This window comes from Bacillus sp. BP-3 (genome assembly GCF_028401955.1).
Taxonomy (GTDB): Bacteria; Bacillota; Bacilli; order Bacillales; family Bacillaceae_G; genus Bacillus_A.
In genome coordinates this window covers 205,890-232,075 of the sequence record NZ_JAQOTJ010000003.1, presented here as the reverse complement: position 1 = coordinate 232,075, position 26,186 = coordinate 205,890, and the positions used below count along the sequence as shown (strand labels likewise).

The 26,186-nt window shown below is 36.7% G+C and carries 19 protein-coding genes and 1 pseudogene; 3 read left to right on the top strand and 17 right to left on the bottom strand.

Translation table 11 applies throughout. From position 1 onward, the window contains the following. Window positions 1–31: 31 nt before the first annotated feature. From aroC to PLX19_RS06510, 14 genes are all read right to left on the bottom strand, one after another. The gene (aroC, locus tag PLX19_RS06575; protein ID WP_272187701.1) at window positions 32–1,204 is read right to left on the bottom strand and encodes a chorismate synthase; all 1,173 of its coding nucleotides are present in this window, start codon (window positions 1,202–1,204) and stop codon (window positions 32–34) included. Window positions 1,205–1,253: 49 nt separating this feature from the next. After that, on the bottom strand, window positions 1,254–2,330 hold the full coding sequence (locus PLX19_RS06570) for a bifunctional 3-deoxy-7-phosphoheptulonate synthase/chorismate mutase (RefSeq protein WP_272187929.1): 1,077 nt from the start codon (window positions 2,328–2,330) through the stop codon (window positions 1,254–1,256). Between the two features lie 70 nt (window positions 2,331–2,400). Further along, a complete protein-coding gene (locus PLX19_RS06565) occupies window positions 2,401–2,958 on the bottom strand; it encodes a cold-shock protein (RefSeq protein ID WP_272187700.1) in 558 nt (185 codons plus the stop codon). A 54-nt stretch (window positions 2,959–3,012) separates the two neighbouring features. Continuing rightward, entirely contained in the window at window positions 3,013–3,783 is a 771-nt protein-coding gene (locus PLX19_RS06560; protein ID WP_272187699.1) for a 4'-phosphopantetheinyl transferase family protein, read from the bottom strand. A gap of 131 nt (window positions 3,784–3,914) precedes the next feature. Next, window positions 3,915–5,354, bottom strand: a complete 1,440-nt coding sequence (locus PLX19_RS06555; protein ID WP_272187698.1) for an MDR family MFS transporter — start codon at window positions 5,352–5,354, stop codon at window positions 3,915–3,917. Between the two features lie 2 nt (window positions 5,355–5,356). Continuing rightward, on the bottom strand, window positions 5,357–5,578 hold the full coding sequence (locus PLX19_RS06550; RefSeq protein ID WP_272187697.1) for an MbtH family protein: 222 nt from the start codon (window positions 5,576–5,578) through the stop codon (window positions 5,357–5,359). Next, window positions 5,575–12,729 (bottom strand): amino acid adenylation domain-containing protein, encoded by a 7,155-nt coding sequence (locus PLX19_RS06545; RefSeq protein ID WP_272187696.1) that lies wholly within the window; start codon window positions 12,727–12,729, stop codon window positions 5,575–5,577. Before PLX19_RS06545 ends, PLX19_RS06550 begins: the two co-directional genes overlap by 4 nt. Before the next feature lie 6 nt (window positions 12,730–12,735). Beyond that, window positions 12,736–13,668: an isochorismatase family protein gene (locus tag PLX19_RS06540; RefSeq protein ID WP_272187695.1), complete on the bottom strand. Its 933-nt coding sequence runs from the start codon at window positions 13,666–13,668 to the stop codon at window positions 12,736–12,738. A gap of 45 nt (window positions 13,669–13,713) precedes the next feature. Next, window positions 13,714–15,333, bottom strand: a complete 1,620-nt coding sequence (locus tag PLX19_RS06535) for a (2,3-dihydroxybenzoyl)adenylate synthase (protein WP_272187693.1) — start codon at window positions 15,331–15,333, stop codon at window positions 13,714–13,716. A 3-nt stretch (window positions 15,334–15,336) separates the two neighbouring features. Beyond that, a complete protein-coding gene (gene dhbC, locus PLX19_RS06530) occupies window positions 15,337–16,557 on the bottom strand; it encodes an isochorismate synthase DhbC (protein WP_272187928.1) in 1,221 nt (406 codons plus the stop codon). Between the two features lie 26 nt (window positions 16,558–16,583). Then, window positions 16,584–17,360 carry a 2,3-dihydro-2,3-dihydroxybenzoate dehydrogenase gene (locus PLX19_RS06525; RefSeq protein ID WP_272187692.1) on the bottom strand — a complete coding sequence of 259 codons (777 nt, stop codon included), beginning with the start codon at window positions 17,358–17,360 and terminating at the stop codon, window positions 16,584–16,586. 364 nt (window positions 17,361–17,724) lie between these two features. Continuing rightward, window positions 17,725–17,901, bottom strand: coding sequence for a DUF3970 family protein (locus PLX19_RS06520; RefSeq protein WP_272187691.1), 177 nt, complete (start codon window positions 17,899–17,901; stop codon window positions 17,725–17,727). 93 nt (window positions 17,902–17,994) lie between these two features. Further along, window positions 17,995–19,074, bottom strand: coding sequence for a DUF418 domain-containing protein (locus tag PLX19_RS06515; protein ID WP_272187690.1), 1,080 nt, complete (start codon window positions 19,072–19,074; stop codon window positions 17,995–17,997). A 14-nt stretch (window positions 19,075–19,088) separates the two neighbouring features. After that, window positions 19,089–19,652, bottom strand: a complete 564-nt coding sequence (locus tag PLX19_RS06510) for a TetR/AcrR family transcriptional regulator (protein ID WP_272187689.1) — start codon at window positions 19,650–19,652, stop codon at window positions 19,089–19,091. A 270-nt stretch (window positions 19,653–19,922) separates the two neighbouring features. On the opposite strand from PLX19_RS06510, the gene PLX19_RS06505 reads away from it, so the two are divergent. Further along, entirely contained in the window at window positions 19,923–21,125 is a 1,203-nt protein-coding gene (locus tag PLX19_RS06505; protein ID WP_272187688.1) for an MFS transporter, read from the top strand. A 32-nt stretch (window positions 21,126–21,157) separates the two neighbouring features. On the opposite strand, the gene pduL is transcribed toward PLX19_RS06505, so the two are convergent. Further along, window positions 21,158–21,727 (bottom strand): phosphate propanoyltransferase, encoded by a 570-nt coding sequence (gene pduL / locus PLX19_RS06500; RefSeq protein WP_272187687.1) that lies wholly within the window; start codon window positions 21,725–21,727, stop codon window positions 21,158–21,160. A gap of 284 nt (window positions 21,728–22,011) precedes the next feature. Between pduL and PLX19_RS06495 the strand changes: the two genes are divergently transcribed. Together PLX19_RS06495 and PLX19_RS06490 are read left to right on the top strand one after the other, a co-directional pair. Continuing rightward, a complete protein-coding gene (locus PLX19_RS06495) occupies window positions 22,012–23,205 on the top strand; it encodes an LL-diaminopimelate aminotransferase (protein ID WP_272187686.1) in 1,194 nt (397 codons plus the stop codon). A 208-nt stretch (window positions 23,206–23,413) separates the two neighbouring features. Further along, window positions 23,414–23,809: pseudogene (locus PLX19_RS06490) on the top strand (3-hydroxyacyl-ACP dehydratase FabZ family protein). A 65-nt stretch (window positions 23,810–23,874) separates the two neighbouring features. Here the strand turns inward: PLX19_RS06490 and PLX19_RS06485 are convergent. Together PLX19_RS06485 and PLX19_RS06480 are read right to left on the bottom strand one after the other, a co-directional pair. Next, window positions 23,875–25,080, bottom strand: a complete 1,206-nt coding sequence (locus PLX19_RS06485) for a Ger(x)C family spore germination protein (protein ID WP_272187685.1) — start codon at window positions 25,078–25,080, stop codon at window positions 23,875–23,877. After that, complete coding sequence (locus PLX19_RS06480; protein ID WP_272187684.1) at window positions 25,064–26,167, bottom strand: spore germination protein; 1,104 nt, start codon at window positions 26,165–26,167, stop codon at window positions 25,064–25,066. Before PLX19_RS06480 ends, PLX19_RS06485 begins: the two co-directional genes overlap by 17 nt. Between the last annotated feature and the right edge of the window lie 19 nt (window positions 26,168–26,186).

Genomic DNA, 26,186 nt, shown 5'->3' with positions numbered 1-26,186 from the left:
AAAATAGAAATAGCGACTTTTATTGTTTCATTTAAAATTCTTTCGCATACTTCTTATGCTGAGCAATATTGTTCTTTATCAGCTCCATACGATCTTGTCCAAATTGTTCTACTAATGCATCAGCCAGTTCCCAAGCGACAACTGCTTCTGTCACTACACTCGCTGCTGGTACTGCACAGCTATCTGAACGTTCAATACTTGCTTGAAATACTTCCTTCGTATCAATATCTACACTTGCTAGTGGTTTATATAATGTAGGAATTGGTTTCATCACACCCCTAACAACAATCGGCATTCCTGTTGTCATTCCGCCTTCTAATCCACCAGCGTTATTCGTTTTTCGCGTGTAACCCATTTCGTCATCCCACAAAATCTCATCATGTACAGCACTTCCTGGTCGCCTTGCTGCTTCAAAACCAATGCCAATTTCAACACCTTTAAATGCATTCATACTCATGACAGCCGCCGCTAACCTTGCATCTAGTTTCCGGTCATAATGAACGTAACTACCAACGCCAATCGGCATTCCTTCCGCAACCACTTCCACGATGCCACCTATAGAATCTCCATTACTTTTCGCTGCATCAATTGCTTCCATTATTGCTTTCGCTGCTTCGTGATCTAAGCAGCGAACAGGCGAATGTTCTGAAATCAGTTGCATCTCTTCTAATGATTTTCCAAGAACTTGCTTCGCTTTTACACCACCAATTTCAAGGACATGCCCTGCAATATTTACTCCTAACGCGGTTAAAATCTGTTTCGCAACAGCCCCTGCGGCTACTCTCACAGTTGTCTCCCTTGCAGAAGAGCGTTCTAATACATTGCGTATATCACGATGACCATACTTAATTGCTCCATTTAAATCCGCATGCCCTGGACGTGGTTTTGTAATCGTTCGTTTCATTTCTTTACTTTCTTGCTCCGGAATCGGATGTGTACCCATGACTTTTGTCCAATGTTTGAAATCATCATTTTTCACAACCAATGTAATCGGTGAACCAAGAGTATAGCCATGACGCACGCCGCTTACAATTTCCACAGTATCCGTTTCAATTTGCATCCGTCTTCCGCGGCCATAGCCCTTTTGGCGTCTTAATAACTCTTTATTTATATCTTCTGCAGTTAAAGATAGACCTGCAGGAACACCTTCTAAAATTACTGTCAACTGCGGACCGTGTGATTCACCAGCTGTTATATACCTCATTTTATTTCCCCTTTTGTGTTATTTACACAATTACCTCTATTTTTATTAACTACAATAACTTATTCTTAAAATTGGTTAACTCGTACATGAATGCATGAAACTCCGAAATATCCATTTGCTGCGCAGAATCTGATAACGCAACCGCCGGATCTGGATGCACTTCTGCCATAACAGCATCTGCACCAATTGCTAATGCTGCTTTCGCAGTTGGTAATAATAAGTCTTTTCTTCCTGTTGAATGCGTTACATCCACTACAACTGGTAAATGCGTTTCTTTCTTTAAAATCGGTACGGAAGAAATATCCAATGTATTACGCGTTGCTCTCTCGTATGTACGAATACCACGCTCACATAAAATAATTTGATCATTTCCTTGAGCAATAATGTACTCAGCTGCATTTACAAATTCATCAATTGTCGCTGCTAAACCGCGCTTTAGTAATACAGGTTTATTCACTTTTCCAACCGTTCTTAGTAAATCGAAGTTTTGCATATTACGAGTACCTACTTGAATCACATCCACATAATCAAGTGCCATTTCCACATCATTTGGATTTAAAATTTCACTAATAATCGCTAAATCAAATTCGTCTGCTGCTTGGCGTAAAATTTGCAGCCCTTCTACTCCCAATCCTTGGAAATCATAAGGAGATGTTCTCGGTTTGAATGCACCGCCGCGCATTAATGTAACTCCTTGTTCCTTCATTGCCTTTGCGACTTGACGAGCTTGGTCTAAGCTTTCTACTGCACAAGGCCCCATAATGAACGTTTGTATGCCGCTACCTAACAATTCACCTTTAATATCAACAATCGTATTTTCTTGTTTCTTTTTACGCGAAACCAGCAATGCTTTACGATTATCATTTTCTTGTAGTTCTAAGCTCGCCTTAAAAATCATTTTGAAAATATGTTGCACTGTAGATGTTTCAAATGGTCCTTCATTATGCTCTGCAATCATATCAAGTACTTCACGTTCACGAACTGGATCGAAACGTTTCATGCCTTGTCGTTTCTTTTGCTGTCCCATTCGCTGAACAACTGTACCTCGCTTATTTAATAAGTGTAATAATTGCAAATTAATTTCATCCATTTCGCTACGTAATTGTTCTAATGATTGATTACCCATTTGTAAACCACTCCCTCTATCTATTTTCATGTATTTTCTTCCATGGATGAAAATTTTCTTTTTATAAGATTCACAAATTTCCGTATACTGCGCTATGTATATTGTCTAAATGGAATACTTCACAAATATAAAAAGTACATTTAGAATTTTGCACGACTTGATATTTTATTGTAGGGAATATATTAGATTCCAGTGAAAATCCGTTACATAACTCAAGAATATTTCCGGAAGGTTGATAACCTTGATATAAAATATTTCTTCGTGCTTGTATTCGTTGTATGATATTTTCAATGAACATATTTCTTGCTTCTAATTTTTCTGTAAGGCTTTCATGTAAAAGAGCTGCATCAACAAAAGCCACACTCTCAGATAGTACTTTCCCGTTATAATGAATTGAAGATAATCTATAAAGAAATGTCCCATTGATATCAAAAAAATTCCTTGCTTCTTTCGGAATGAACTTTCTCTCAATCATATCTTGTTCAACTATATGTGTCTGAACAGTATCCTTCAGTATTTTTTCTAACAGTACTTTAGTTGATTCATTGTTAGAGAATAGTAGATCTTTTATTATTTTAGTTGATCTACTATTACTGGATTCTCTTTTTACACTCTCTATAACCAACATAACAAACACCTCTTTTATAAATAATGAAATAACGGTTATCAAAACCAACTTATTCTAATAGGATACAGTCATGTTCTGATTTTTATCTAAAAGTTGCTTTGCATGAAACTGTCTAATTTCTTTTACATCTTTACTTAGTATAGAAAGAGCTGCGACATAATCGGTTTCTGGATACAAATCTATCATTGAAGTACTTTCTACAAGTTCTGGTTTATTCTTAAATAAAAGTAACTGAGGAGAAGAGGCTGGACTAGACACACTAACATTAGAAGGTTGAATAGTAAGCCCCTCTCCTGTTGCTTTTAAAAGTGACTCTTTTCTTGTCCAATATATTAAAAATCCTTTTACTTGCTCTTCTATTGTTAACTTTTTAATTTGAGCGAATTCTAGATCCGTTAGTACTCCTTCAGACATTGTCGCCACGTCAAGCTTTGGTTTCAATTGTTCTACATCAAACCCCACAGGTGTTGACGCAGTAAATGCAACTCCTACTATTTCGCCTGAATGCGATACAGAAAAATGCGGCATTCCATTAGGTAATTGTGGCCGTCCATGTGGTAGTTTGCAATTAGAACAGGTACGGTCTATTGGGACTTGATACGGCAACATCTGAATCTGCACACCTAATACTAATCTACTAATCACACATCCAATAATAAACCTTGCTTGATCATGGGAATGATGAAATAAATTTGCTCTTTCTCGTTCTGTTTCATTTAATAAGTCATAATGCCATGGTTGTATGTCTGTAATTCGCGCCCACCATATTTGACAGCTATCTCTAGTAAGTAGTGGTACGGAATCACCAACCTCCCAATCTTTCATAAAAAATCACTCACTTTCACATTCCCTATATTTTATAAAGGAAACTTCCATATTATTTTCTCGTACAATACTTGAGTGAAAATATTATCCAAACTTTTTGCTTAGTCTGGATAATATTTTTTTACAATACGTTACTCATTCGCTATTGCTTTTGAATGAATTGGTTGTTCCTTATGTACTGTTCGTATCATATCTGTATCCCGAATTCGTAATGCAATCAACAATGCTACTAAAAGAAATATAGCAGCACCAATCAAAGTAATTTGATACGCTGCAATACTAGTATTGTCAGTTCCTGTTTCACCGACAGTATCATTCCCCAAAACATCCAGCAGACTCGCAAGAATTGCAACACCGATAGCAGAACCTAACCGATTTTGCACATTAAAAATGGTTGTTGCTCTCCCCATTGAGGATGGGTAAATATTATGAAAAGCTGAACATTGAACAGATCCTACAGAGTGACCTAGGAAAAAACCTATATGAAAAAGTAATATTCGAATAACCCAAGGGTTTGTCTCCTGATTTACGAAGCTTAACAAAATAAATACGATTGCTGCGCATAGTAAACTGGAAGAAATCAACTTACGTGCACCAAACTTTTTGTAAGACCAAGGTACAATCTGGGAAGCAATCATCAATCCAACCGCTTCAGGAAATGTAGTAAGACCTGTTTCTAGCGCTGACGCATGTAATCCATTTTGATACATAAGCGGGAATACAAATAACATGCCGAGTAATCCAGCAGCTGTAAATAGCGAAATGAGACTCATATTCCGAAATAGTCGATCTTGTAGTAAGCGAAAATCCAGCAGTGGTTGATTTACACGAAGCTCAACTAAAATAAAGAGTACGATAAGTAAAAGTCCACCTAACCCTGTCCCTATTATTTCTGGAGAGCTCCAACCTTTCGAAGGTCCCTGGCTCATTGCATATATCAACATCGCAAAACCTAATGCCGAAAGGATAAAGCCAGGTAAATCTAGCCGGCCAGCAGTTTTTTCAATATGCTCAACTAAAAACCACAAACCAAATAGTAAAGCCATTATTCCAAAAGGTAGATTAATATAAAATGCCCATCGCCAAGACATATGCTCTACAAAGAACCCACTAATAATCGGTCCAATTGCCGGAGCAACAGCAATTGGGAAAACAATAAACCTTGTAATCTTCGGTCTTTCTTGTGGAGAAAATGTTCGAAATAACATCGCCATTCCGACTGGTGTCAATAGCCCTCCGCCAGCACCTTGTATCATCCGAAATATATTTAAAGAAATAATATCATCAGCAATTCCGCATAGTGCAGAAGCAGCTGTAAATATAGAAAGCGCAATTAAAAATACTCGCTTTGTACCAAATCGATCTCCAAGCCATCCAGAAATGGGTAGGACTATAGCAAGACTCACTAGATAGCCAACATTAACAGCCCCTATTGCTGAAGGCGGAACTTGTAATTCACGACTAATCGTTTGCAAAGCTATATTTACGATAGTTGCGTCCATGGAAGCCATAAACATAGCAACTACATACACAACACTAACAACAATTTTCGGATTCATTTTCAAATTCATTGTTACTTCTCTGCTGGAATGCATGCAAGCGAGCGAAGATGATTTGGCTGCATATCATTCCAATGTAATTCAATATATGCTAGACAAGCTTGTCTACTATCTTGTCCATGAACAACATCCCAACCAGATGGTACATCAAGAAAGGCTGGCCAGACAGAGTGCTGGCCTTCCTCATTTACTAGCACTTTATACATGAAGTTATCATTTTCAAATGGATTCGTCATACTTTACTTGCCCCTCTCATTTCTTGTAATCTACCAGCTAATACTTGCCCAATTTCTGTAAGTGGCCCTGGCTGACATAAATCTTTATGACGGCAATCAATTTCATACTGTTCAATTTCTCCATCTATGTAACTATGCCATGTGTCTGGAGAAATTGGATCAAACCATTCTGGTATAATTGTTGATCTAAAGAATAAAAGGTTACCCTGGAATGTTTTTGGAACGTACTTCCCTAAAAGACTGACAGAATTTACGTATGTTTCTTTTAAATTCAAAATCGTCTCCTCTTCAAGACTAGCTAGCGCACTTCCATCCTTGCGAAGTATATCAAGAGCGTTCGCCATATGAAGAGGCTTTCCATCCATGTTATCTGGGTCATATCCACCTAATGCCAGTAATGCAATGAGTGCTTCTTCCTCACTAGGTGCATCTGTATTCGGTAGGAAGTGACCTGGATAAGAATCAAGCATAACAAGCAGTTCAACCTCTTCTCCCTGATTTTGTAATTGGGTCGCCATTGCGTGAACAACATTTCCTCCAAGAGACCAACCTAATAGGCGATATGGGCCGTACGGCTGAACCTCACGAATATGTTCAATATAATCTGTAGCCATCTCTTCTAATGTTTTTGGTAGTTCTTCATTTTTTGCAATACCACGCGCTTGTACACCATAAATTGGATAATTCGTCCCTAAAGACTTCATTAACCCTGCATAACACCAGCTTAGTCCACCTGCTGGATGCACACAAAATATAGGCAATTGTTCCCCACTTGTTCTTAATGGCAAAATTACATCTAGTGCACTTTGGCTTGTTCCCATCTTAAGTCTTTCAGCAAGCCCAGCAACTGTTGGTGCCGCAAACAAGTTCCCAATATTCAATTCTACTCCAAGTGCTTCTCTAATTCGGCTCATTAACTGAACCGCAAGTAATGAATGACCACCAAGATCAAAGAAGCCATCATCAATACTAATTCGTGGTAAATTCAGAACGTCTGTAAATAAATTACATAATATTTCCTCTTGTGGTGTTCGTGGTCCTCTACTTATTGTAGATGTTGTGAACTCTGGTGTCGGTAATACTCTACGATCTAACTTGCCATTTGGAGTTAGAGGTAATTCACTTATCATAACGAAAGCGTATGGGATCATATAATCAGGTAAACTATGTCCTACATACTGGCGCATTGCAGTTGTATCAAGAACATTATGTTCTGAAGAAACAATATAGGCCACTAAACGCTTATCACCAGGTTGATCTTCACGTACAATAACAGCCACTTGTTCAACATGAGGGTGCTGCATAATAACTGCTTCAATTTCACCTAGTTCAATTCGAAAACCCCTAATTTTAATTTGATGGTCTGCACGTCCTATATAATCTAATGTGCCATCTTGATGCCAACGTGCCAAATCTCCTGTACGGTACATGCGGGTACCAGGTTTTCCATATGGATCTGCTATAAATCGTTCAGCAGTTAATCCCGCACGTCCTAAATAACCACGGGCAAGCCCTGCCCCTGCGACATACATTTCTCCTACTATTCCTGGTGGTACCGGCTGTAAATAGTTATCTAATACATAAACTTTAAGATCTGGTATACTACATCCAATTAAACTATTTGCTCGTAAAGATACAACATTTTGATCGAGTTCAATATAACTCACGTGTACAGTTGTTTCTGTAATACCATACATATTGATAAGTTTAGGTGAACTTTCCGGATGACGACTATACCAATCTTCTAAACGACTAAGTTCCAGTGCCTCACCGCCAAAGATAATATAGCGTAAAGAAAGTTTTTGCCCCGCTTCAATATTTTCACGATCCGCTTGCATAAGTTGATAAAATGCTGATGGTGTCTGATTTAAAACTGTTACTTTTTCACGAACAAGTAGGTCTAAAAATTCTTTAGGTGAACGGGTCACAGTGTGTGGTACAACAACAAGACGTCCCCCATACAATAACGGTCCCCAAATTTCCCAAACTGAGAAATCAAAAGCATAAGAATGGAACATTGTCCAAACATCTTCTGAATGAAATTGGAACAAATGATTTGTTGTTTCAAACAGTCTAAAGACATTTTGATGAGGAATCATTACACCTTTTGGTCTACCTGTCGAACCTGATGTGTAAATAACATAGGCGATATGTAAAGGTGATAACAGTTGTATTCGTTCTATATCTCCTATATTCTCTTCGCTATGCTTACTTAATTCTCCAATTATTTTCGAATCATCAACTACAATTTTTGGTATCTTGCCACAATCAATTACTACTTGTGTGTTTGTAATGACACAAGTAGGTTTTGTATCATTTAACATAAACGCGATGCGATCGGATGGATAATCAGGATCTAACGGTAAATATCCACCACCAGCTTTCAGAACTGCTAATAAGCTGACAACCATTTCTAACGATCTTGACATTGCTAAAGCAACCATTTTTTCTGGTCCAACACCTTTCGCAATCAATAGGCGTGCGAGCTGATTTGCTTTCTTATTTAGCTCTGCATAACTTATTTTAGTATTTTCAAATACTACTGCAGTAGCTTCTGGTGTACGTTGAACTTGCTTTTCGAATAATTTTGGTAAAGTCATTTCAGGTATAAGCTGAACATCACTATTCCATTTTTGTAGTACTGTTTGACGCTCTTCTTGTATTAAGATTTCTAAACATCCAATCGGTTGATCTGGATTTTCTACAGCATTTTCTAACAATCGCAATAAACGTGCAGCGAGTTTTTCTATTGTTTCGCGTTTAAATAAATCTGTACTGTATTCAACTAAACCGTGTAAGCCATTTGGTGTACCTTCAGCAGTGTTACGTTCACTTAATTCAATAGTAAGATCAAATTTTGATGACCCAACACTTTCAATCTCAATGATTGTTTCTAAATTCGGCACATCTAGTGTAGCTTCTGGTGTATTTTGAAAAGCTAACATAATTTGAAATAGTGGATGACTATTTCTCGAACGTATGGGATTCAATACTTCAACAAGTCTTTCAAATGGGACATCTTGATGTTCATATGCTGCAAGATTGACCTTACGTACACGACTTAAAAGCTCACTAAAGCTAGGATCTCCAGATGTATCTGTACGTAAAACAAGTGTATTTACGAACAATCCAACAATATCTCCGAGAGCATCATCATTACGTCCGGCAATTGGACTTCCTATTGGAATATCAGTTCCGGCTCCTAACCGTGTAAGTAATGCTGCAAGGCCAGATTGTAAGACCATAAATAAGCTAACACTATTTTTTCGAGCAAGCTCTAATAATCGTTCATGTAACTCAGAATTCAAATGGAAATGTATCGTTTCTCCGCGGTAACTCGTTTCCGCTGGACGCTGAAAATCTATAGGTAACTCAATTTGCTCTGGTAAATCTTTCAACTCTTCTTTCCAAAAATCAATTTGTTGTGAAATAAGCCCATCTTGTGTACTCTCATTTCCTAACAACTCCTGCTGCCAAAGAGCGTAATCCGCATACTGCACCGGAAGTGACTTCCACTGAACTGGTTCACCTTGACAACGCGCTTGATAGGCAGTAGCAAGATCTCTTGATAGCGGATTTAAAGACCAGCCATCGCCAACAATATGATGTAATAATATAAGTAGTACATACTCATTGGGGTTTATTTCAAAAAGCTGAATTCGAATAGCGGGCTCTTCTGCCAGTTTAAAGCTATATCGTACTGTTTCAGCAAGTAATTCAGGTAATTCTGACTCAGTTGTATGTGTAATTATGAGATTCGGTATAGCATCAATAGTCTCCAAAATCTGCTGGTGTGACATACCAAGCGTATCTGGAAAAATTGTTCGCAGCGTCTCATGCCGATCGACAACATCATAGAATGCGCCTTGTAAAGCCTCGTGATTTAATTCTCCGGACATCCGAATCACTACCGGAATATTGTAAGTTGGGCTTGGACCTTCTAAACAGTTTAAAAACCATAAACGACGCTGCGCAAAAGAAAGTGGTACTTCCTTGGAACGTTCCACTTTTTGAACGGCTGGTCTTGCACTTTGAGTACTATCTAGCTGTTTAACAAGTTTAGCAACAGTTGGCGATTCAAATAGTTTTCCAATCCTTAATTCTACACCTAACGTTTCACGAATACGGCTCATTAAACGAGCAGCTAATAGAGAATGGCCACCTATTTCAAAGAAGTTATCATCTATTCCAACCCTCGCTAGATTCAATACTTCTGCAAACAAATCGCATAAAATTTCTTCTTTTGGATTTCTAGCTACGCGTTCACTAACAAATAAATTAAAATTAGGTGCTGGCAATGCTTGACGATTAATTTTTCCGTTCGGTGTTAACGGCAATTCAGATAAAATCATAATCGCCGATGGTATCATATAACTTGGCAAGTTTTCTGCAGCATACGTCCGAAACTCTGCAGAGTCAAAGCTTCCTTCAACATGAGGTACAATATAAGCAACTAAGCGTTTCTCACCAGGTTGATCTTCACGAACGATTACAATTACTTGTTCTACATGAGGATGTTTCTGCAATACCGTTTCCACTTCAGCTAGCTCAATGCGGAACCCACGAATCTTAATTTGATGATCGGAACGACTAACATAATCTAATGAACCATCCATACGCCATTTGACAAGGTCACCTGTACGGTACATGCGTGTGCCGGGTGGTCCATATGGGTTAGCAACAAACCGTTCAGCTGTTAAATCAGGTCTTCCTAAATATCCATTTGCCAGTCCAGCACCAGCAATATACAATTCACCAATTACTCCAGGTGGCACAGGTTGTAGACTTGCATCTAGTACAAATACTTGCGTATTCCAAATCGGTCTTCCAATAGAAGGTGTACCGTTCTCTTCTTCCATATTCATTAAAGTTGACCAAATTGTTGTTTCAGTTGGTCCATAAAGATTGGTAACATGACAATTTAATTCTTTTAACTTACATGCTAGATTAGAAGGAAGCGCTTCACCACCAACAAGAACTTTAAGTCCTATTAACCTTTCTGGATAATCCGTTACAAGTGTATGCCAAAGTGTTGGTGTAGCCTGCATAATTTTAATATTTTCTTTTTGAATAATCTCTGTTAATACAGTCGAATCTTGGACTGCTTCCTTCTTAGCAACTTGAACGCTCGATCCACTAATAAGTGGTAAATAGATTTCTAAAGCGGAAATATCAAACGCAAAAGTTGTAACAGCTAACAAACGGTCATTTGCATGTAATGAGAATTGATCTTGCATTGCCAATAAAAAGTTACTTAAGCTTTGCATTGGCACAACTACACCTTTTGGCTTACCTGTTGACCCCGAAGTATAAATTGTATATGCAGGATTTAAAAGTGATACGCTATCAAATGAATCTAAATTACTTTTCGGATATCCTCTTAACTCCTCTTTTGTATCCTTGTTATCAAGTACAACTATTGTTGTGTGACCCTCATTCGGTAAATTAGCCAAAACAGAAGAATGTGTTAGGATACAAGCAGGCTGCGCATCGCTTAGTATATACGTAATTCTATCCTCTGGATATTCTGGATCGATCGGTAAATACGCTGCACCTGTCTTAAGAACTGCTAGCATCCCAATAACCATCTCTACAGATCTTGGAAATGCTAACGCTACGAATTGTTTAGATTGAACGCCCTGTTCTAGCAAGAAATGAGCAAGTTGATTTGCCTGTTCATTTAATTCTTTATAGGTAAGCTCCACCCCATTACATACTACAGCAGTAGAATCAGGAGATTTACTTACTTGTTTTTCAATGAGAGCAGGTACACTTATGAATGAATCTTCCTTCGTATTTTGATTCCATTCGACCAAAACTTGCTTACGTTCTTCATGAAGTAAGAGTTCTAGTTTTCCAATCGGTGAATTTACTTGAAAATTCAAGATGTTTTCCAGAAGATTCACAAATCTCATTTTATGAATTAGTAGCTCTTCCACGTTATACACCTCAGGATTTGCGTCAAAATGAATCCTTAAGCCGTTTCCACCAAACTCATTTGACACATTTATTGAAAGATCATCAACTGGTCCTGCTGAAAGGTTATGTTTCATTCCACGATTTCCTGCAAAGTTTAGACCATAATCAAATGGCATTACATTAATCATTGGCCCAAATAACCTTTGATTTTCTCCTAATAATTTCAAATCTCGTCGCAATTCCTCATGACGATACTTATGATGAAGGCGTATATTACGGATCTCATGAGAAACATTTTGAATAACCTCAGCAAAACTCAAATCGGAGCTTATAGATAAGCGCAACGGGACTACATTCATAACCATACTAGGAACATTAATAGATGCAGATCCTAATCGTCCCATTATCGGTAAACCTAGAATTACATCCTTTGCACTTGTTAGTTTGTAAATATAGATTGCAGTTGCGGCTATAATAAGCTCCGGCCAACTTGCACTGCACTTATGTGCAACCTTTTGCAAAGATTCTGTACTTAAATGAGACAGATAGGCTGTTTGACGAAGAAATGCTCTTGATGTTCTAGAAGCGCGTTCTGCCAAACTTACTACTTCGGGTTGATCTTGAAAGCGTTCTAACCAAAAATCACGATCCTTCTCAAATTGTTCTGATGTACGATATGTTGCGTCCTCCTCTAACATAGTATGTAAGTGTCCAAATGAACGCTCATCATACGATTGATTACTCATTAATGCCGTATACACTTTTGCTACTCGCTCTGCAAGTAACGAAAAACCATAGCCATCCATTACAATATGGTGAATGCGCTGATACCAAAAGAAACGATTAGAAGAAACTTTAAAAAGCGCCTCTGTATACAGCTTGTCCTTTTTCAAGTTAATCGGCTTAGATAAATCTAATTCCATCCAAGCTTCAGCGGCTTTTATCGGGTTCTCTTCTCCACTAACATCGATTAAATGCATATGAAATTCAGAAGAATTCTCAATAACTTGCCATGGCCCGTTTTCATCTTCCTCAAAATGAACATGTAAAGATTCAGTTTCCATTACAACCTTACGCACTGCTAACTCAAATATTTTTGTATCTACTGCACCATGTATTTCTATATACTCACCAGTATTATAAATTGGATTCTCTGGATCAAGTTGCTGCGCAAACCACATACCTATTTGCGCACCTGACAACGAATAGCGAACCTCTTGATAATTAGACATTCGTACTTACCCCTTTATCATGTTATCCGTATTTGACAGCATCTTTTCTGTTTGAGAAGACAACAAATGAAACCATTCAGAAATTGTTGGACGTTCAGCTAAATCTGCGAATGTAACTTCTACCCCCATCTGGCGCCACTTCTCTACTAAACTCATAATTCTAACTGAGTCGAGTCCTCTATTTAATAAATCTTCATCCTCTCCAATAGCAGATGGTGATTCACGAAGCAATTCCGCTACTTGCTCACGTACTCGTTGTAATGTAAATCTTGAATCTCTCTCTATCGAAGAAGTGTCGTTCGAATCCTCTAAATATTTCGATAATAAATTTGTTGTTAAAGTTACTGCGCAGCGATCAGATGCGTACTGCAAAGCTTGTTTATGATGTTCTTGTGAAAAATCAGCAACTGCATCAGCAATGAAAAATGGCTGAATCCCATCCATAAATGCCTCACACGCTGTTAAAAGGCATCCAATATGCGCATATATCCCGCAAATAATAAGCTGATCACGCCCTTGTTCGTGTAAAATTTCTAAAAGATTTGTTTTCTTGAAAGCACTATATCTCCATTTTGTAAGGAAAATATCATCCCTATCTGGAGCAAGTTCATCTACAATCTTTTTCTTATGAGGCCCATCAGGAATGCCAGCCCCCCAAAAATCTTGCAATAATCCTCTTTGTTCTATTGTTTGTCCACCTGGCTGCGCTGTATAAATAACAGGAATGTTAAGTCCTTTACATGTTTTTCTGATTGATTGAATATTTGAAATAAGTTCTACTCTCGGCGATTCCGCTGCATGATATGCATCCAAAAAATACTCTTGCATATCATGAATGAGAAGAACTGCGCGTTTAGGATCTGGCTTCCACATTACTTTATTATTTGGTAAATCTGCCTCTACTGGCATTGTGTATACTGAGATAGCCGGAATAGCCATCTAATCACTTCCTTCCAAGTATTATTAAAATTATCTATAGACAATCTATGACTGCACTGTAAAATAAAGTTTTTCAGCAATAACTTTACGCAATTCTTTTTTGCTCACTTTTCCTACACTAGTTTGTGGAAATGATTTTACAAACTCGATGCGATCTGGAATTTTATATGCTGCAATCCCACGGTCTCTTAAGAACATTTTTAAATCACTTACAGTTGGTGCTTGTCCGCGTGCTATTACGAAGGCACAAGTACGTTCACCTAAATAATCATCTGGCATGGATACAATTGCTACATCATGTACAGCTGAATGAGCTAGAAGATGATTTTCAACTTCTTCAGCAGCAACTTTCTCGCCGCCGCGATTAATTTGATCCTTATCGCGCCCTTCCACTATTAGATAACCTTGCTCATTTACTTTGACAAGATCGCCAGTGCGATAAAATCCATCGGAAGTAAATGATTTATCGTTATGTTCTTCAGCTTTATAATAACCACGGATTGTATAAGGTCCACGAGTTAACAAACTCCCTACTTGCCCTGGCGCCACATCATGATCCTTTTCATCAACGACACGAATTTCATCAAACTCGGACATCGGTCTTCCTTGCGTATGAATAATGATTTCTTCTGAATCATCCAATCTCGTATAATTCACTAATCCCTCAGCCATACCAAAAACTTGTTGTAATGTACAATTAAATGCCGGGCGTATACGCTTAGCAACTTCAGCACTAAATTTCGCACCACCCACCTGCAAAACTTGAAGACTCGATAAATCATTATTTCGATACGCTACTGCATCAAGCCATACCATCGCAAGTGGCGGTACAAGTGCTGTTATTGTAACGCGTTCCTTTTCGATAAGAGAAAAAGATTCATCAGGACTTCCTCCAGAAGCAAGCACTACCCTTCCTCCGGCATATAATGTTCCAAGAACTCCCGGTGAACTAAGTGGATAGTTATGTGCAACAGGAAGTACAGCTAGATACACACTGGCTTTATCCAATTTACAAATTTCAGCACTTGCTCGTAAGCTATAAATATAGTCATCATGTGTTCGTGGAATTAATTTAGATAACCCCGTTGTTCCGCCAGATAATTGTAGAAACGCTACATCATTAGATTGTACTTGGCACTGATTGACTGGGTCCATATAGAGGTCATGTATTCCTACAAACTCCTCTTCCTCTCCTACAACTATGACATGTTGTAACGTTGGTACTTTCTCTTTTACTTCTCTAGCAAGCTTGCGATAATCAAATCCGAGCTGTTTATCAGAAATAATATAAGCCGTTGCTTCAGCAAATTCACAAAAATAACTTATCTCACTACTTCGATGTGATGGCAATGCAAAGACTGGAAGCGCACCAATCCTAAAGAGCGCAAAACATACTTCAAAAAATTCCACAACATTAGGTAATTGAAGAACAACTCGATCTTTTTGCTTTATTCCTAAACTTCGAAGACCTGCAGCTAAACGATCTACCTTGTTATCAAGTTCAGCATAACTTACATACGTGTCTCCACTTGTAATTGCAATTCGATCACCATGCTTTTCTGCACGTTCTCGTAGCATTTTTCCAAACGTCTCCCCGCGCCAGCAATCTTTCTCTCTATATTGATCTGCAAATTCCTTCGGCCACTCGCTGCATCCTGTTAACATCGTTTATCCCTCCAGTAATTCATTATTCAATCCCATGGCACGTAGCATCGTGCGAAATTTAGCAGCTGTTTCGGCTAATTCTTCCACGGGTTTTGACTCTGCAACAACCCCAGCTCCCGCGAATAAACGAAGTGAATTCTCCTCAATTTCCGCACATCGAATGGTAACAATCCATTCACCATCACCATTTAAATCATTCCAGCCAAGCATCCCAGTGAAAAACCCTCGGTCAAACGGTTCAATTTCTTTAATAGCTTCCCTAGCTTTTTCAGTTGGAGTTCCGCAAACAGCCGGTGTGGGATGCAACGCAAGTGCAAGTTCTAATGAAGAAACGGATGTATCAAATAATTCTCCTTTTACTTCTGTAGACAAATGCCACATCGTTTCACTATTTATTAATGATGGCTTTTCCGGAACGTATAATATACGACAGTACGGACGTAATGCAGCAGCTACTGCTTCAACAACAACGGCATGTTCATGCAAATCTTTAGCTGAAGAAAGTAGTTCCTCTGCCCGTCTCTTATCTTCTACAGGGTCTTCACTTCGAGGTCTAGATCCTGCCAGAGGATTAGAAACGACTTGTATTCCATTACGTGAAACAAGTAACTCTGGACTAGCTCCTATAAGTGTGCGACTACGTTCTAGTGAAATATCGCTATTCTTTTCCTCTTCACTCTTCGGTAAATCTACCGCAAACGTATATCCGTGTTTATTGTGCTTCGCTAAACCACGAAGTATCTTTTGAATATTAATCTTTTCTGGAGAATTCAAATCCAGTGATCTAGATAGAACAATTTTTTTTAAGTCACCTGCTTTTATTTTTGCTACTCCTCGTTCTACACCACGTATATATTCTGCAGGTGATGGAACAGGTTTCATTTCATATGTAAGTGTAGAAGACAGCTGGACTTGATCTTGAGCACCGAATTGTAAACAATCAGCAACCCTGCTTTCCTGAGGTACAACAAGCTGTACAGGTCGTTGTCTGTCAAAAGGTAAAGCACCTACAACAATTGGATTACGATGGCCCGCTTGCTTTGCATTACTTAGTACAGCATGAACAAGCTCTGGAAAATTTTCTACTTGATTATGCTTCACTGTAGTAAACACTCCTTCGGCAAGTATGGTTCGATAAGGTGAAGCAAAAAAGAAAGAAGATTCAGCTTTATAGTCATCTAATAGCTTTGGCGCTAACTCCCTTAAAGCAGTTGTATGATTCATCATTTTACAGCCTCCTCTATTTAAATTTAGACTCCTAAAGTAGCACCGCCATCAATACACAAATTATGCATTGTGATATGACTTGCTTTATCTGAAACTAAAAACAGAACTCCTTCAGCAATTTCTAAAGGAGTTGCTATTTTGTTTAATGGAATTCCTAATCTGTACGTATCTTGCGAACCTGCAATGATTTTTTCAACTCCATCTTCATCATTCCAAAGTAGCCGCTGCATTTCAGTATATGTTGAACCTGGAGAAACTAAGTTACAACGAACGTTATATTTAGCCATCTCTAAACCAAGACATTTTGTAAACATTGTTGCCGCTGCTTTAGACGCTGCATAAGCGGACATATGCATTCGTGGTACAGATGCAGCATTTGAGCCCACTGTTACAATCGAACCAGACTTGCGAGACATCATGCGTCGGCTCACTGAACGAGATACATAAAAAACTCCAGTGGAATTAACTGAAAAAACCTCATTCCACTCTTCGTCGCTCAACAAATCAATGGGACTCATGCGAAGTATGCCAGCGACATTAACTAAAATTTCAATTGGTCCCATTTCATTTTCAATTTGATTGACAATGTCTTCAACACATGCGCTGTCACTAACATCTACGGCAAACGCTTTCGTAAAAACACCTTTAGCAGTTAGGTCAGAAACAAGTTTATCTAGTGCAGTTATATTTTTATCTACAGCAGCAACTTGTACACCATACTCACCAAATATGCGTACTACTGCTTCTCCAATACCTTGGGCAGCGCCTGTAACGAGTGCCACTTTTCCTGTAAGATTCATATAGCTATTTTCCTTTCTTAAGATGTAGGTAATTGACAAACTAAAATATAAATTACTTTTTTGTAAAACAAGTAGATTTTATATAGTTTGTCAATTAAGAAATAAATTTTAGGGCTTCATTTATCTATCATTAATTTAACGATATTGATAATGATTATCACTATCAATATAACAATTAAAATGATAATGTTTCTCAATTAAATAGTCAATATATTTTTGTATTTTATTGGTTGAAAAATATAAAAATTAATATTCTGTGTTCGTCGTATTTCCATATAAACCTCATTACCTACTCATTAAGGCTATAAGTATAGTTCCTCTCTATCTTATATAAAATAAAATAACCAATCCTAAATAGGATCGGTTATTTTATTTGCTTATATGTGAGATATGCTAAAACACTCTTGCTATTTGTATACTTCGGATTATTTCCCTTTCGTGGTTCACGTGAATATGTTCTTTCATATCCAGGCACCTCAGGCATATCTTTTAAAAATCGCATAACTTCAGTTTCTGTTCCTTCAATACGTACACGAATCATTGCTATTGCTCCCTGCTAAATATATTCCACTCTATCAAGTATATCGATTACTATGAATCTCACAAGATAGAAAATATGACATATTCTCAATCATTAATCACTATATTTTCTCATGAGTAATTCGATTGGTCCTCTCGTAAGACGAGATCGCCATATATAGGACAGAACAATTGCAATTATAAAGAAAACAATAGACCACATAAGCGAAATATATAGAGTTTGATTTTCTAACAAATTTCCAGCTGCTAAAAGAAATAAAAAGAGGACGTGACCAATATAATGTGTTAATGCCATTTGTCCTGTTAGAATAAGAGATTTTATAATTACATTTTTAGTGAAAATTTCTGAGACATATATACATAAGATAATCACGATAATAGCCGTACTTGAACTAGATAAAATATAAAATAGATTTGGAGGCATGGGTTTTGTGGAAAAGATATATATTGCAATGTCTCCGCCTATATAGGGACTTATTGTTTTAATAAAAAAAAACGAAAGACTTTCTAATACAAGAAATGAAAAAGAGGAATACCATAATAATTTTTTTCTTATATCATTTCGTGTAAAATCTAGCCTTCCTAACAACATACCGAGTAATAAGAAGCAAAACCAAGGAAAAATAGGATGAAATCCATTGAATAAGAGATTACGCCAAAAACCTGCTAGTGTCCAAAATGCAGGGTATTCATGGAAAGTTGTATCCCAGCCTTTCGTATAATCAAATATAAGTTGAAAAATTTGTGCTGTAGTTAAAATTCCGATGAAAAAATATAGAAGAGTACGATTTGATGCGACAATATAAAAGGAGGATAGAAACATATAAAATGCATAATAGTGTAATATATCAGCGCTCCAGCCGATTGTATATAAGAATATTCCCAGAATGAATAAAAATATCGCTCTTCTCCAAATTGTATGTTTACTCTTATTTATAAGAGTAGGATCTTTCGTTACGCGTGCTTGTTTGGTCATAAGAGAGATACCAATTCCAGCCAAAATAACAAATATTGCAGACGCCCTTCCTTCAAAAAGGCCTGTGAAATAAATAATCCACGCTGCCCCATTACCATCTGCTCCCATTGCTAGTTTATAATTCACAATGACCATCCCAAATATCGCAAGTGCCCTAGCGAAATCGAAACCTGTTATTCTTTTTGATTTTTCAACCATAGTATTACTCCCCTTTATAAAATACTCTTTACCGTTAACCTCCAAATTTCTTCCGCATGGAGATTGAATGAACTTCCTACATATTTATCTAATCCCTCTACAACTAAAGTTAGCAATTGTGCCTTCGCTTCAATTTTTTCATTTTTTAGTACTCCTATTTCAGCTCCAAAGTGTAAAATTTCAATAAACCCTTTTAAATAATCCTGTAATATTTCCTGTAGCCAGTTTCCATACTTTTCTTCGCGCATGCTCAACATAACGTATTCATTTAATATTTTGGAGTAATAGACGTCTTTTTCTTGAACTTGTATCATATGAATTCCGTCATGTATAAGCTGTGTTTCAAAATTTTCTTTACTATAGTTAGAAATTGAAAAAAATTTAGAAAAATTTATTTCTTTTATAATTACTTTAAACAATTCTTTCATTAATTCTTCTTTTGAAGAAAAGTAATAATAAATTGCAGGTTTAGTCACACCTACTTCTTTTGCAATCATAGATAAACTAGTTCTTTCAAATCCATTTTCGGCAAATAATTTATATGCGACTTCTAAAATTTGTTCATATTTGATTGACATGGTTTTTAATCTCCTTTTTATTTACTTACCGGTAAGTAAATAAAAAGGAGATAATTCCCATTTTCAATAGGTGAAATAACAATTAATTTTAAAATGGAGTAATACGTTGCTCTATCAGCAACAGAAATAACCTCTAAATCAAAAAAATTGAAAATCCTCCTTTAAACCTTTAATATATACTCTAACTCAAAAAATGAAGTTATAGGATAGTATGAAAAAGGAGGTTTTATATACGGTTTTTACTACAATTAGAGACTGAGAGGTTATTCTATGTGGCATAATAAAAATGTATGGGTTGTTCTCACCGGTGAATTTATTGCTGGGGTTGGTTTATGGCTTGGGATTTTAGGAAATTTGGAATTCATGCAAAAGCATGTTCCATCTGATTTTATGAAATCCGTTATTATGTTTATTGGTTTATTAGCTGGCGTTCTTGTTGGTCCCATGGCCGGAAGATTTATTGACCAATATTCCAAGAAAAAAGTACTTTTATATGCAGGGTTTGGCCGTGTCATAAGCGTTATTTTTATGTTTTTTGCTATTCATTATGAAAGCATTGCATTTATGATTTTATTTATGATCACCATTCAAATTTCTGCAGCTTTTTACTTCCCTGCACTGCAATCTGTTATCCCTCTTATCGTTCAGGAGCATGAACTATTACAAATGAATGGGATTCATATGAATATCGCAACGATTGCTCGTATTGTTGGTACATCGCTTGGCGGTGTTCTTCTCGTTATAATGAGTTTAAAATATATGTACGCTTTTTCGATGGCTGCATACGCACTATTATTCTTTTCTACCTTTTTCTTAAACTTTGAAGATACAAAAACAAATATAACAAATGAAAAGCAACGTCAAAATACAAGTTTTATGGAAGTATTTCGTATTTTAAAAGAAATCCCGATTGCATTTCGTGCTTTAATTTTAAGTATTATTCCACTTTTATTTATTGGCGGTTTTAATTTAATGGTTATAAATATTAGTGAATTGCAGCATGATACAACAATTAAAGGGTTTATTTATACAATTGAAGGTCTATCATTTATGCTTGGTGCATTTGTTATTAAACGTTTATCCGAACGTGTTTCATCATATAAGTTACTGTATATTTTTTCATTTTGCATTGCTTTCTCCCATTTATCTCTCTATTTCAGCGATATAAAATGGATGACACTTGTCTCTTTTGGTATGTTTGGTTTTAGTGTGGGCTGCTTCTTTCCTGTTATGTCAACAATTTTCCAAACGAAAATTGATAAAAGCTACCATGGACGAATATTCTCATTCCGTAATATGTTTGATCGTGTAATGTTCCAAATTGTCTTACTTGGAACTGGTTTTTTCTTGGATACAATTGGATTGCAGTATATGGTGCTTATCTTTGGTGTTATTTCCTTATTTATTATTTTCATTTCGGTTTTACAGCAAAAACAACTAAGCAAAGATACTTCCCAAACACCGAATATGTAGGAGCCATCTCATTTTTGAGATGGCTTTCATTATTATATAATTAGTTCACCGAAATCTCCTGTTTTTATGTTTCCGCTGTTTGCTTCATCAGTATCTATATGCATGTCTAAAGCATATGTATCCTTCACCCGGATTAATACTTGATTAAAAATCAATCCTCTCTCACTTTTAACTTTAACACTCACATATTGTCCATCGCTCACTTGAAACTGCGCTGCATCTTGTGCTGTCATATGAATATGCCGCTCAGCGACAATTACGCCTTTATCAATTTGAACTTCACCATTTGGACCAATTAAAGTAATACCAGGTGTCCCATCAATGTTTCCTGAAGAGCGAAGCGGGGCATTGATGCCAAGATGACGAGCATCTGTTTTTGAAATCTCTACTTGTGTAAATTTGCGAACAGGTCCTAGGATTCGTACTTTCGCAATTTCGGCTTTCTCAGTTTTAATCGTAACTGTTTCTTCAGCTGCGAATTCTCCGGGTTGAGAAAGCTCCTTTGCTACCGTTAACACATAGCCATTTCCAAAAAGCCTTTCTAAGTCTTCTTTTGTCACATGAATATGTCGATTTGATACACCGATAGGAATTTGCTTCATTTTGTATTTCTCCCTTTGTTGATATACACTCTCTATTATTTCCATAATTACGAAAATTAGTTATAAAAATCAAAGTTAACATATGTTCTAAGAACTTCTTTTTTTTGTGTAAGTATTATTTTTAAAATAAAATATACGGTAAAGGAAATTTTACAACCAACACTATTTTTACATCTTCATAAAAAATGATAAAATATATTTGTATGTGTTTTCAGAAAAATAAAATAATAAGAATTCCAAGACAAGTTATAACTACAACACCAGTATTTTAGGAGGCGTTATTCATGAATTTCACGCTAGCAAATCGAATGGAAGCATTTCAAGCATCAATTTTTAGTGAACTAGCAACATATAAAAAAAAGAAAATAGCAGAAGGTCATGCAATTATTGATTTAAGTATCGGAAACCCGGATATGCCCCCTGCTGATATTGTCATAAATACACTTGTAAATGCAGCAAACGAAAAGACTAATTATGGATATACTTTAACTGGTACACAAGAATTTCACGCAGCCGTAACAGAATATTATAAGATACATCATCATGTCACTTTAAATGCTGATAATGAGGTTTTATTATTAATGGGATCACAAGACGGACTTGTTCATTTACCAATGGTTTTTGCTGATCCAGGCGATATTATTCTTGTTCCAGATCCAGGTTACACAGCATATGCGACAGGTCTTGCGATGGCAGGAGCAACTCCGTATTTTATGCCGTTAAAAAAAGAAAATCATTTTCTTCCTGATTTACATTCAATCCCAAAAGAAGTTGCTCAAAAAGCAAAAATGATGATTTTAAACTTTCCAGGTAATCCAGTACCAGCAATGGCAACGGAATCATTTTTTACTGATGTGATTACTTTTGCAAAAGAATATAATATTATCGTTGTTCATGACTTCGCTTATTCTGAATTCTATTATGATGATCAAAAACCTATTAGCTTCCTCTCAGTTCCTGGAGCAAAAGACGTCGGTGTGGAGATTAACTCTTTATCTAAAAGCTATAGCTTAGCTGGTAGCCGTATTGGTTACATAATTGGAAATGAAGAAATCGTCGGAGCGCTCAACCAATTTAAATCAAATACAGACTATGGAGTCTTTCTTCCAATTCAAAAAGCAGCAACTGTTGCTTTAAAAGAAGGTACTGCATATTGCGCAGCAAATCGGAAAATTTATCAAAAACGAAGAGACATATTTATTGATGGGCTAGCCAAAGCGGGTTGGCATGTTGAAAAGCCTGCTGGAAGCATGTTTATATGGGCAGAAGTTCCAAAAGATTATACTTCTTTGGAATTTGCATATGCATTAATTAATCGTGCCAATGTCGTTGTTACACCAGGTCATGCATTTGGCCCACATGGAGAAGGTTTTGTCCGCATTGCCCTTGTTCAAAATGAAGAAAAATTAAAACAAGTAGTTAACAACATTAAAAATAGCGGCATTTTTTCTAGTGAGAGTGCTTTAATCAAAAATTAGTTACACTTTTTCTACCCTTTTCTATATATACGAGTTAAAAAAAAGACATAAAAACCACTTTAGAGTACCTGACCGTGCGTAAAAGCAGTTAAGGCCTTTCCCTACCACATGTGAAGAAAGCAAGTGGCGTTATAAAAAGAATACGAGAACACATCTACTGTTCTTCTCTCTTATCTAAATATAATCAAGGAGGTCATGCATGAGTAATATTAATATTCAAAGCATACTCCCATACCGGTATCCATTTTTAATGATCGATGGCATCGTTGAAATGGAGTCAGGAAAATAGGTAAAAGGTTATAAAAATATAAGTTGTAACGAATGGTTTATAACCGAATTGCAAACGCCGATGCCACACATGTTAATTGTTGAAGCAATTGCACAACTCGGAGCATTTGTCAGCGTGGAAAATACTGATGGATTTGGATTTCTTTCATCACTTGAGGGAGTAGATTTTTTAGAATCCGTTCAGCCTGGTGATCGATTAGATCTATATTATGAAGTTATTCGTAATAAGAGTGGATTCATCCTTGGGAAAGGCCATGTCACTGTAAATAAGAAAACCATAGTCAGTGTAGATAAATTATTAGTGTATATGCAATGAAATCCAATTTAGATTTACAAAAATTAGAACAGTGACATTTACACGCACTGTTCTTTTCTCTTCTATTAAGATCCTTTTGCTCCATAATCTTTAATATTTATTTTTACGCTATATTTAATTGGAACTTTACTAAATGTTTTATCCCAATCTTTTTTGACCTTTTCCCATACTTTTGGGTTCTTAATTCTTAATCTGTTTCCAAAGCCAGCAACGTCAACCTCATATTCTTTTTGTATCTTTTTTAATGTGTGATCTACTAGTCGATTCACTTCTTGTATAGCAGCTTTTTCTGCTCTTCTTAGAAATTTATTATTAAAAGGATTTCCCGAAGTAACCCAATTTTCAGATATACGACCCTCTGATTCGATTTTTACATCAAAAGAAATTTTGTTTCCTTTAACATGTGGGGTGATTGTACTTTTCATAGACGCAACCTCATACATAATCGGCTGGCCTGTCTCTTTATCAATACCTTTTACTAAACCACCTTTCCCTTTCCCCGTTATCCATGTTAAGCCTTCCAATTCCTTTTCAGATAAAAAGCCATGCAATTTTTTTGTCTTTCCTTTTATGATAGCAGCCCCCGAAAATTTCACTTCTCCTTTTGATGAAATAACATTTTGCAAAAGAAAACTGGATTCTGACTGCATCTTTCCTGGCAATTTAGCAAGAGGAACAGGAGGCAAAATTCTTGACGTTCTATATTGATTATCTGCAATTCCATACAGGCGAAGCGCTGGAATTTCCCCTGCTTCCTTCATTTCGAGCGTCTTACTAGCTCGGCCTTTGCTAATTAACATAAGGCAACTTGGTCGAATTTCATTATCACGAAGATAAATATCCAGTATTTTTTTTAAGCTATACGTACGCGCCAGATTTGCACTAATAACAATCACTTTCGTATGATGAAAAATTACAGGGCGATCTCTTCTCAATGAAACTTCACGAATCATTTGATGAAGAGAATCTCCAGTTTCGGAAACATTCGTATAAGCTTTTTGTTGCGACGCCCCGCCCTTCCCACCTCCACCAGATGATTGCGGGTTAACAAATTGATAGGTAGTGGTTATAAGGTTCTTTTTTGGATATCCTCCACCTTCGTCTTCTAGTGCTTTTTCAACAGTCGACTCCTTGCCCTTATCAAATGCCAAACCTACTTCAAAACCAAGCTCTTCAATTACATGACTGCTCCAGCACCCTGTAAGAGAAAAAAGGAAAAGTACTAACGGTAAAACTAGGAGGAATCGTATATTATTAAGATTTTGTTTCATTCTTTCCCTTCCTCCATCTTACGATCATGAGGAGAAGAATTGGCAATACACCGAATAAAAACAAAGCAGTATTCCCGATCATATCTCCAAGTTTAAATAAATCGTTAGTATTCTTTGGGATTAAAGCAATAACGTATACAACTGGTAGTAATCCATACATAAACGAATGAATATTCTTTTTAAAAAGTTGAGCCAATCCAAAAGCAGCCGCATAGTAACAGATTGTATAAGTTGAAAAGATTTGCATAATCCATATTACAAGTAATAAAGATTCAAACCGTTCAAATATTAAACCAGGGATTTCAAAACTTCTCATAAGATCAAACGTTGGCCATGTTCTCGTTAATACTCCATCAACAGAAAACGCTCCAATTACCATCACAACAGTAATTACATAAAAGATCAAAGGAATAATAATTCCAACTAGTACAACCTTTACACCTTTGTTTGGCTGCTCCATAAACACCAACAGGAGCAACATGATTTCCGCACCTGAATAAGCGAGAGTTGTTGTTTTGATCCCTTTTAGTACTGGCATAATACCTAATCCTAATACCGGCCGGAGATTATCTATCTCGAATATTCCGATACTCATAAAGGCCGTTAACAAAAAAATGAAGATTGTAATCGGAAATATAATCCCAAACATACGAGCCATTGGATTGATGCCACCTATCATCAAATAGAGACCCACCCACATAAACGTCATAATAATAGCCCAGCCAGGTGTTCCTTCCAGTAAAAAGAAACTGGTTACTTCCTCCAGTACTCTCACTTCAAATGAGGAAAGCGTAAAAAAGTAAATGATAATACATAGACTTAGTAACCCGCCTATCCATTTCCCTACAATATCTTGGCTATACTGATAAAATGTTTTTTCAGGAAACTGTTGACTTAATTTGACCATGATTATCCCCGTAACCATTGCAATCAGACCACCTAAAATAACAGTTATCCACACATCTGGTGTTTGTACTTTCTCAGCAGCTGTTCTAGGCAAGGTGAGAATACCTGCTGCAAGTACATAATTGATCATAATGACAGCCGCTTGTGAAGTCTCAATTCGATCTTTAGGATTGGTAATCATCGCTGGTCACTTCCTTTTC